A 10,186-nucleotide genomic window follows, 5' to 3' on the forward strand; every position below is an offset into this window, starting at 1 on the left:
CCTGTCGGTTCGATGAGCCCTTCTACCTTCATTGCGCGCAATACGAGTCGCACCATGTCTCGACTGATACCAGGGCAGGCCTCCTCGATCTCAGAAATGGAGAATGGTCGCGTGCGCTTGAGTATCTCTGTTCGCACACGGTCCCCCTTGCTTCCTCGACCATGTTCAAGGGTGCCGACTCGCTCCTCAAATTCTCGATAGGCACGCAGTAACGCGCCCCAGAAGTAGTCTAACCACGGTTTGGCATCATGCTGCCCCTGGTGCCAGCCTTGCGAGCTTGCTTCCAATGTCTCGTAATACCCTTCCTTGGTCTCTTCAAAAATCCGCTCCAGACTGATGTAACGGCCTACGGCATAGTCAAAGTGGTAGAGAAGCAGCAAAGTCAACAAACGGGATATGCGGCCATTTCCGTCAGGGAAAGGGTGAATACATAAGAAATCGAGCATTGTCAGTGGTACAAGAACCAAGGGATCCGCCAGCCGTTGATCCAAGGCCCGCGCATACCGCTGGGTCAAATCAGTCATTGCCATTGGGGTGAGGTGTGCTGCCACAGGTTGAAAGCGCAGCCGGGAGGATCCATCCGGGCGCCGTTCGATGATGTCGTTATTGGTGGCTTTCCAACGTCCGCCGGATTGCGGCATGTAGCGGTATAGCAGGGTGTGAAGCTGCAGGACCACGCTATCGTTAAACGGCATATGGACTGCAGATTCATGAATCATGGCCAGGGCGTCGCGGTAGCCGGCGACCTCTTGTTCTGAGCGGCTCTTTGGTGCCGCATTTCGAATAACCAGAGACTTGAGCCGTCCCGGTGCAACGATGACACCCTCCAAACGGTTTGACGATTCCGTGGATTCAACCGCAGCGACTTGTCGTAAATCTTTGAGGGCTTCTGGCGACTGTGCTACGTACAACTGCTGCTTACCTTGATATTCTCCCAATGCACGTAGTGTGGCAATTTGTGTGCCGTCGTATCGAAGCGCGGAAAGGTATTCGGAAGTGAGCGAGTGCACAGTCGGGGCATCCAGGGGGAAATAGGGTAATCGTATCGCACAAATGGGGTAATAACCACAATAATACCCCAATTAACCGAAAGGTTACCCTATTCCGGAGTAGGTGGATTACTTGCCGATGCAGAACCGGCTGAAGATCACCCCCAACAGGTCGTCGGAGGAGAACTCGCCGGTGATCTCCGACAGCGCGTTTTGCGCCAGCCGCAGTTCCTCGGCGAAGATCTCGATCTGCTGCCAGCCGGTGGCGGCTTGTTCCAGGTGCGCGCTGGCGCGGGTGATGGCGTCCATATGGCGCGCGCGCGCCAGGAACACGCCTTCGCTCGCGCCGCTGAAACCCACCATCTGCAATAGCCGCGCCTTGAGCAGGTCGACCCCTTGTTGCGTCTTGGCCGACAGGTAGACCGCCGGGTGGCCGTTATGCGTGTCTTGCTGCGGCGTCATCTCGGCCAGGTCGATCTTGTTGAAGACGAAGACCAGCGGCAAGCCGTCGGGCAGGCGCGCCAGGATTTGCTCGACGCCCTCGTCCACGCCCTCGGTGCTATCGACCAGCACCAGCGCCAGGTCGGCGCGTTCCACCGCTTGCCAAGTGCGCTCGATGCCGATTTTCTCCACTACGTCGTCGGTGTCGCGCAGCCCCGCCGTGTCGATGATGTGCACCGGCACGCCGTCGAGCAGGATTTCCTCGCGTACCGTGTCGCGCGTGGTGCCGGCGATGTCAGTGACGATCGCCACCTCGTCCCCGGCCAGCGCGTTCATCAGGCTCGATTTGCCGACGTTGGGCTGGCCCACCAGCACCACGTGCATGCCCTCGCGCAGGATCGCGCCTTGGCGCGCGGTGGCGCGCACCTTGTCCAACTGCTGGCGCAGCGCCGCGAGCTTGCCGGTGGCGTCGGCCGCCTGCAGAAAGTCGATGTCTTCCTCGGGGAAGTCGAGCGTGGCCTCGACCAGCATGCGCAGCGTGATCAGCCCGTCGACCAGCGCGTGGATCTCGTGCGAGAACGCGCCCTTGAGCGACTTGAGCGCGCCCTTGGCCGCCGATTCGCTGGCGGCGTCGATCAGGTCGGCGACGCTTTCGGCCTGGGCCAGGTCCATCTTGTCGTTGAGAAACGCCCGGCGCGAGAACTCGCCCGGCTCGGCCAGGCGCGCGCCCAATTCGACGCAGCGCGCGAGCAGCATGCGCAGCACCACCGGGCCGCCATGACCCTGCAGCTCGATCACGTCTTCGCCGGTGAACGAGTGCGGCGCGGGGAAATACAGCATCAGGCCGTTGTCGATGGCGCCGCCGTCGGCGGCGACGAAGTCGGTGTAGAGCGCATAGCGCGGCTTGGGCGTTTTGCCGCCGCTGATGGCGGCCGCCAGCGGCAGCAGGTCGCGGCCGGAGACGCGCACCACGCCGACGCCGCCGCGGCCCGGAGCGGTGGCGACGGCGCAGATGGTGGCGGGCGTGTAACGAATCGAGGACATGGTCGGCTCAAATGTTAAAAAGCCCAACCGCAGGCGGTCGGGCTTTGGGTTTACCGTTCAGGCGGCGATCAATTTTGCTGAGCGAGCTTTTTCGATTGCTCGATCTGGCGATTGATGAACCACTGCTGCGCCATCGACAGAACACTGTTGAGCACATAGTAGAGCACCAGGCCCGCCGGGAAGAAGAAGAACATCGCCGAGAACGCCAGCGGCATCACCTTCATCATCTTGGCCTGCACCGGATCGGTCGGCGGCGGGTTCAGGTAGGTCTGCAGGAACATGGTGACGGCCATGATCGCCGGCAGCACGTAGAACGGGTCCGGGCGGCCCAAGTCGGTGATCCACAGCACCCACGGCGCTTGGCGCAGCTCGACCGAGGACAACAGCGCCCAGTACAGACCGATGAACACCGGAATCTGGATCAGCATCGGCAGGCAGCCACCCAGCGGGTTGACCTTCTCCTGCTTGTACATCTCCATCACCGCTTGCTGGAACTTGACGCGGTCGTCGCCGAATTGCTCCTTCATGCGCTCCAGACGCGGCGACAAGGCCTTCATCTTACCCATCGAGCGGTACGACGCGGCGGTCAGCGGGTAGAACACCGCCTTGACGATCAGCGTCAGCAGAATGATCGACCAGCCCCAGTTGCTCACCAGCGTGTGCAGCTTGGTCAGCAGCCAGAACAGAGGCGAGGCGAAGATGTAGAAGATGCCGTAGTCCTTGGCGTATTCCAGACCGTCGGCCACCTTGGTGATGGTGCTGTACTCTTCCGGACCGGCATACAGCGGCACGGTCAGGCTAGCGGTTTGACCCGGGGCGATCGGCTTCATGTCGATCATGGCGCTGGCCGAATACAGACCGTCCTTGGTGTCCATGTCGAAACGGCAGGCCTTGGCCGCTAGGCACACGTCTTGGCCGCCGATCGGCTTCATCAGCCAAGCGGTCATGAAGTAGTGCTGCAGCATGCCGACCCAGCCGCCATGACCGTCCTTGGTGTAGTCCGCCTTGCCCTTGTCCAGGTCGGTGAACTTGATCTTCTGGAACTTGTTGGCTGCGGTGAATACGGCCGGACCGGTGAAGGTCTGGGCGAAGCGGCTTTCGCCTTCCGGCGACTTGCCGTCGCGCAGCAGGCGGTAGTAGGCGGTCGGCGCCAGCGGGGTGCTGCCGCCATTGGTGATTTCATAGCGCACGCCGATGTCGTAGGAGCCACGCTTGAAGACGTAGACCTTGTTGACCTTGACGCCGTTGGCGTCCGGGGCGGTCAGCTTCACTTCCAGCGTGTCGCCGGTCAGTTGATAGCTGGTTTGCGCCGAGGTGAACACGGTCTTGTGCGTCGGCAGGGCCGGGTCGCTGTCGGCCAACAGGCCGGTTTGCGCGACGTAGACGCGGCCGTTGTTGTCGGTCAACAGATCGAACGGCTTCTTGGCGTCGGCGGTGGAATCGTGCTTGAGCAGTTCCAGGTTGCGCAGGTCGCCGCCGACGGTGTCGATTTCGGCGTGCACGACATCGGTGTCGACGCGGATGCGCTGCCCACGGGTGAGCTTGCCGACTTCGGCGCTACCCGATTGAGCGGCGGCGGCCGGCGTTTGCGCGGTCTGCGTTTGCTCGACGGGGGCGGGTTGCGGCTTGGGCGCGAATTTTTCCTGCCACAACAGCAGGATGCCCAGGGACAGCACGATAAAGATGATGAGGCGCTTGGAATCCATCTTGGTTACCGGATAAGTTTAGGGTACCGGGTCAAAGCCGCTGCCGCCCCAGGGGTGGCAGCGTGCAATCCGTTTTGCCGCGAGACAGGCGCCTTTGCAGGCGCCATGTTTTTTCACCGCTTCGATCGCATAGCAGGAACAAGTCGGCATGAAACGGCACCGTGGCGCGAGCCACGGGCTGATGGCCAACTGATAGAACCGGATCAGGAGGATGAGGAGTCGCGACATCGAGCTAGTTTAGCAAACAGTGTCGACAAAGCCATGACAGCTTCGGATCTTTTATCGTGGCCAAAGACAAGTTTTGCGCGCACGACATAATCCATGCCACCCAACTGGTGCTGGTTCAGCCGGAACCATTCGCGCACAGTGCGCTTGATATAGTTGCGGCGAACGGCCCGCTTGGCCACTTTCTTGCCGACCACGAGGCCTACGCGGGCATGGCCCAGGCCGTTTTCGCGGGCGAACACCTGGAAGAAAGCATTGCTGCGTGCCTGCCGCATACCAAAAACGGATGAGAAATCATCCGTTTTCAGAAGCCGGTACGCGCGGCGAAAGCTGTAGTCCAATGTCCGAATTACACGGCCAGACGCTTGCGGCCCTTGGCGCGGCGTGCTGCCAGTACGGCGCGGCCACCACGGGTCTTCGAGCGGACGAGGAAGCCATGGGTGCGCTTACGGCGCGTCGTGGAAGGCTGATAAGTACGCTTCATGATGCGGTGTTCCTATTAATCGAAACGGTAATGAAAATAAACGCGAGATTTGACAACATGTTAGGAGAAAAGTCAACCGCTAATTTTTTACCCACCTGTGGATAACTCGGGCAAAAACCTTTAGAATGGGCAGTGCTTGCAGCTCCCCGGCTTATGTCTTGCGCCTTATTTTGCCAACAGGCGCCCGCCGGGGTTTTCGTATCCATAGTCGAACATCGTCTCGGCCGCGCCGCGCGCCGGGGCTCCCGCCGAAGCTTCCCTTATTTGGGCGCGGCGGGATTTTGCTTTGCAGAACTGCGTACAACGTTAATGACCGAACTGGATCAATTTTGGCCGCTGTGCCTGGCTCGCCTCGAATCTGAACTGTCTTCGCAGCAGTTCAATACCTGGATCAAGCCGCTGGCGGCCGAAGCCACGGAAGACAGCGTGGCATTGCTGGCGCCCAACCGCTTCATCATGCAGTTCATCAAGGACCGCTTCCTCGGCCGCATCGAGGAAATCGCCGTTGAACTGATGGGCGAGGTGCCGGTGGAACTGCGCCTGGGCACGCCGCAGCCGCGCCCTGCCCGCGTCATGCCGGCCGCGCCGGTGGCCGCCGCGCCCGCGGCCGTGCCGTCCGCCGCCAGCGTCAACGGTTTCGCCACCAGCCAGCCCGTGGCCGCCCCGGCGCAGCCGCGCCAGGCCGCCGCGGTCAAGGCCATCGGCGCCGGTCATGAGAGCACGCGGTTGAATCCGGCGTTCACGTTCGACACGCTGGTCACCGGCAAGGGCAACCAGCTGGCGCGCGCCGCCGCGGCGCAGATCGCCGACAACCCCGGCGACCCGGCCTACAACCCGCTGTTCGTCTACGGCGGGGTGGGCCTCGGCAAGACCCACTTGATTCAGGCGATCGGCAACCACGTGTACCAGAAGTCGCCGCAGGCGCGCATCCGCTACATTCATGCCGAACGCTACGTGGCCGATATTATGCGTGCGTACCAGCACAAGGCTTTCGACGAGTTCAAGCGCTACTACCACTCGCTCGACCTGCTGCTGATCGACGATATTCAGTTCTTCTCCGGCAAGAACCGCACGCAAGAAGAATTCTTTTACGCCTTCAACGCGCTGATCGAAGGCGGCAAGCAGGTGATCATGACCTGCGATACGTATCCGAAACAGATCGAAGGCATGGAGGAGCGGCTGATTTCGCGCTTCTCCTGGGGCCTGACGGTGGAAATTCAGCCGCCGGAATTGGAAATGCGCGTGGCGATCTTGATGAAGAAGGCCGAGGCCGACAATATCAAGCTCGACCACAACGTCGCTTTCTTCATCGCCCAGAACATGCGCTCCAACGTGCGCGAACTGGAAGGGGCGCTGAAGCGCGTGGTCGCCTATGCCCGCTTCACCAACCAGAGCATCTCGATGGAGCTGGTCAAGGAAGCGCTGAAGGACATCTTGGCCGCCGGCAACCGCCAGGTGACGGTCGACACCATCCAAAAGACGGTGGCCGACTATTACAAGATCAAGCTCTCGGACATGCACTCGAAAAAGCGCAGCCGGGACATCGCCCGCCCACGGCAGATCGCCATGGCGCTGGCCAAGGAAATCACCCAGCTGAGCCTGCCGAACATCGGCGAGGCCTTCGGCGGGCGAGACCACACCACGGTGCTGCACGCCTGCAAGACGATTGCGGAAATGCGCACCGGGGACAGCGACATCGCACACGATTACGAAACATTGCTATCCATGTTGCGCAACTGATAGCCATGATTAATTCACCACTCGTTCCTCTTCGGGAGTCCGGAACATGCTGATTCTGCAAGCCGAACGCGATGCCCTGCTCAAGCCGCTGCTGGCGGTGACAGGCATTGTCGAACGCCGCCACACGCTACCCATTCTTTCCAATGTGCTGATCGAAAAGAAGGGCGCCGAAGTCGGCTTTCTCGCCACCGACCTGGAAATTCAAATCACCACCGCCAGCAGCGACGCGCTGCCGGGCGAAGATTTCCGGCTGACCACGTCGGCCAAGAAGCTGCAGGACATTCTGCGCGCGATCCCCGACAAGGCCACCGTGACGCTGGAACAGCAAGACGGCCGCCTGACGCTGAAAGCCGGCAAGTCGCGCTTCAACCTGCAGACGCTGCCGGCCGAAGATTTCCCCATGCTGCCGGTCAACGGCAGCCCGGAAGCCGCGTTCAAGCTGAGCCAGCGCGAGCTGCGCCGCTTGATCTCGCAGGTGCAGTACGCGATGGCGGTGCAGGACATCCGCTACTACCTCAACGGCCTGTTGATGCAGACCGAGGGCAACCAGGTGCGCCTGATCTCCACCGATGGCCACCGCCTGGCGTTTTCGTCGGCCGAGGTCGAGGAGAGCCTGCCGAAGTCGGAAGTGATCCTGCCGCGCAAGACCGTGCTGGAACTGTATAAGCTCTTGGCCGACAGCGACGATCCGATCGCGATCGAAGTGCTGGGCAACCAAGTGCGCTTCAGCTTCGGCACCACGGTGATCATCAGCAAGGTGGTCGACGGTAAGTTCCCCGACTACAACCGCGTGATTCCGCTCGACAACGACAAGATCTTCCTGATCGAACGTGTTACCTTCCTGCACGCCTTGCAGCGCGCGGCGATCTTGGCCAACGAGAAATTCCGCGGCGTGCGCCTGGTGCTCAAGCCCGGCGCCATGTCGATCCTGTGCACCAACAGCGAGCAGGAAGAAGCCGAGGAAGAGCTGGAAATCGGCTTTACCGGCGGCACCCTGGAGATCGGCTTCAACATCAATTACCTGCTGGACGTGTTGACCAACCTGCCGGCCGACACCCTGCAACTGGCGTTTGGCGATGCCAACCGCAGCGCGCTGTTCACCATCCCGGACAACAGCGACTTCAAGTACATCGTGATGCCGATGCGCATCTAAGCGCGTGGGGGCCCCGGCCCCCGCACTGACAGACACACGAAGAAGAAGGTTTTATGAGCGAACAGGAATACGGCGCGGACAGTATCAAGGTACTTAAAGGTCTGGACGCGGTACGCAAACGCCCTGGCATGTACATCGGCGACACCCAGGACGGTACCGGTCTGCACCACATGGTGTTCGAAGTGCTGGACAACGCCATCGACGAGGCGCTGGCCGGCCATTGCGACACCATCCGCGTGATCATCCACCCGGACAACTCCATCTCGGTGGAAGACAACGGCCGCGGCATCCCGACCGACATCCACCCGGAAGAGGGCCGCTCGGCCGCCGAAGTGATCATGACCGTGCTGCACGCCGGCGGTAAGTTCGACAGCAACAGCTACAAGATCTCCGGCGGCCTGCACGGCGTCGGCGTCTCGGTGGTGAACGCCCTGTCCGACTGGCTGCGCCTGAAGGTGTGGCGCGACGGCAAGGTGCACGAAATGGAATTCCGCCATGGCGAGGCCGTGGCGCCGTTGACCGTGACCGGGCACTCCGATCATCGCGGCACCGAAGTGCACTTCCACGCCGACGCCGATATCTTCGGCCTGGTGGAATACCACTTCGACGTGCTGGCCAAGCGCATCCGCGAACTGTCGTTCCTGAACAACGGCGTGGCGATCACGCTGATCGACAAGCGCAACGGCAAGGAAGAGAACTTCGCCTACTCGGGCGGCGTCGCCGGCTTCGTCGAGTACATGAACCGTAACAAGACCGTGCTGCACCCCAAGGTGTTCTACGCCCTGGGCGAGAAGGACGGCATGAGCGCCGAAATCTCGATGCAGTGGAACGACTCCTACCAGGAGTCGGTGCAGTGCTTCACCAACAACATCCCGCAGCGCGACGGCGGCTCGCACCTGACCGCGCTGCGCCAGGTGATGACGCGCACGCTCAATCAGTACATCGAAGAATCGGAAACCGCCAAGAAGGCCAAGGTGGAAACCACCGGCGACGACATGCGCGAAGGCCTGACCTGCGTGCTGTCGGTGAAGCTGCCGGATCCGAAGTTCTCCAGCCAGACCAAGGACAAACTGGTGTCGAGCGAAATCGGCCCGGTGGTCAACGAAGTGGTCGGCGAAGCGCTGAAAAACTTCCTGCTGGAAAACCCCGCCGACGCCAAGATCATCTGCGGCAAGATCGTCGACGCCGCCCGCGCCCGTGAAGCGGCGCGCAAGGCCCGCGAAATCACCCGCCGCAAGGGCATCATGGACGGCCTGGGCCTGCCGGGCAAACTGGCAGACTGCCAGGAGAAAGACCCGACCATGTGCGAACTGTACCTGGTCGAGGGCGACTCCGCCGGCGGCTCCGCCAAACAGGGCCGCGACCGTAAGTTCCAGGCCATCTTGCCGCTGAAGGGCAAGATCCTGAACGTGGAAAAAGCCCGCTTCGACAAGCTGCTGCAAAGCCAGGAAATCGCCACGCTGATCACCGCGCTTGGCTGCGGCATCGGCAAGGAAGAATACTTCCCGGACAAGCTGCGCTACCACCGCATCATCCTGATGACCGATGCCGACGTCGACGGCGCGCACATCCGCACGCTGCTGCTGACCTTCTTCTACCGCCAGATGCCGGAACTGGTCGAACGCGGCCATATCTACATCGCCCAGCCGCCGCTGTACAAGGCCAAGCACGGCAAACAGGAACGGTACCTGAAGGACGACTTCGAACTCGACCAATACCTGCTGCAATTGGCACTGGACCGCGCCGAGCTGATCCCGCGCGAAGGCGCAGCACCGTTGACCGGCGAAGAGCTGGGCAAGGTCGCCCGCCAATACCTGCTGGCCCGCGCCGCGATCGAACGCGAAAGCCGCGTCATCGACCCGTTGCTGCAAGAAGCGATGCTCAAGGTCGAACGCCTGTCGCTGGACACCGAACAGGCCGCCCGCCGCACGCTGGAGCTGCTCAACGAGAAGGTGCCGCACGAAGACATCGACCTGGACTTGGTGCACGACAGCAAGAACGACGGCTGGATGATCAAGATCACCCGCAAGCTGCACGGCAACACCATCGTCTCCGGCTTGGACCAAGACTTCCTCGAGTCGCATGACTACGAAGAACTGGTGCGCACCGGCGACATGCTGCGCGGCGTGATGGGCGAAGGCGCCACCGTGCGCCGCGGCGAAACCGTGCGCGAGGTCACCACCTTCGGCGAAGCGCTCGATTACCTGCTGGCCGACGTCAAGAAGGGCCTGAGCATCCAACGCTACAAGGGGCTGGGCGAGATGAACGCCGAGCAGCTGTGGGAAACCACGATGGACCCGGGCGTGCGCCGTCTGCTCAAGGTGAAGATCGAAGACGCCATGGGCGCCGACGACGTGTTCACCACCCTGATGGGCGACAACGTCGAGCCGCGCAAGATCTTCAT

The 10,186-nt window shown here is 61.6% G+C and carries 9 protein-coding genes; 3 read left to right on the top strand and 6 right to left on the bottom strand.

Annotated features, from left to right (window positions below):
* From JOZ06_RS01395 to rpmH, 6 genes are all read right to left on the bottom strand, one after another.
* The coding region (locus JOZ06_RS01395) for a Fic family protein (RefSeq protein ID WP_293227939.1) at positions 1 to 1,010 on the bottom strand (1,010 nt) is incomplete at its 3' end.
* 108 nt (positions 1,011 to 1,118) lie between these two features.
* A complete protein-coding gene (mnmE, locus tag JOZ06_RS01400) occupies positions 1,119 to 2,474 on the bottom strand; it encodes a tRNA uridine-5-carboxymethylaminomethyl(34) synthesis GTPase MnmE (protein ID WP_293227941.1) in 1,356 nt (451 codons plus the stop codon).
* Positions 2,475 to 2,542: 68 nt separating this feature from the next.
* Positions 2,543 to 4,180 (bottom strand): membrane protein insertase YidC, encoded by a 1,638-nt coding sequence (yidC, locus tag JOZ06_RS01405; RefSeq protein WP_293227943.1) that lies wholly within the window; start codon positions 4,178 to 4,180, stop codon positions 2,543 to 2,545.
* 18 nt (positions 4,181 to 4,198) lie between these two features.
* A complete protein-coding gene (yidD, locus tag JOZ06_RS01410) occupies positions 4,199 to 4,408 on the bottom strand; it encodes a membrane protein insertion efficiency factor YidD (RefSeq protein ID WP_293227945.1) in 210 nt (69 codons plus the stop codon).
* Positions 4,384 to 4,746, bottom strand: coding sequence for a ribonuclease P protein component (gene rnpA / locus JOZ06_RS01415; RefSeq protein WP_293227947.1), 363 nt, complete (start codon positions 4,744 to 4,746; stop codon positions 4,384 to 4,386). The genes yidD and rnpA overlap by 25 nt, the downstream gene beginning before the upstream one ends.
* Before the next feature lie 8 nt (positions 4,747 to 4,754).
* Positions 4,755 to 4,889 (bottom strand): 50S ribosomal protein L34, encoded by a 135-nt coding sequence (rpmH, locus tag JOZ06_RS01420; RefSeq protein ID WP_008955801.1) that lies wholly within the window; start codon positions 4,887 to 4,889, stop codon positions 4,755 to 4,757.
* Between the two features lie 309 nt (positions 4,890 to 5,198).
* On the opposite strand from rpmH, the gene dnaA reads away from it, so the two are divergent.
* The 3 genes from dnaA to gyrB form a co-directional block, all read left to right on the top strand.
* A complete protein-coding gene (dnaA, locus tag JOZ06_RS01425) occupies positions 5,199 to 6,629 on the top strand; it encodes a chromosomal replication initiator protein DnaA (RefSeq protein WP_293227956.1) in 1,431 nt (476 codons plus the stop codon).
* A gap of 46 nt (positions 6,630 to 6,675) precedes the next feature.
* The gene (gene dnaN, locus JOZ06_RS01430; RefSeq protein ID WP_293227958.1) at positions 6,676 to 7,782 is read left to right on the top strand and encodes a DNA polymerase III subunit beta; all 1,107 of its coding nucleotides are present in this window, start codon (positions 6,676 to 6,678) and stop codon (positions 7,780 to 7,782) included.
* A gap of 53 nt (positions 7,783 to 7,835) precedes the next feature.
* Positions 7,836 to 10,186: DNA topoisomerase (ATP-hydrolyzing) subunit B (gene gyrB, locus JOZ06_RS01435; protein ID WP_293227959.1), on the top strand; the 2,351-nt coding region annotated here is incomplete at its 3' end.

Source organism: Paludibacterium sp. (genome assembly GCF_019232825.1).
Classification (GTDB): domain Bacteria; phylum Pseudomonadota; class Gammaproteobacteria; order Burkholderiales; family Chromobacteriaceae; genus Paludibacterium.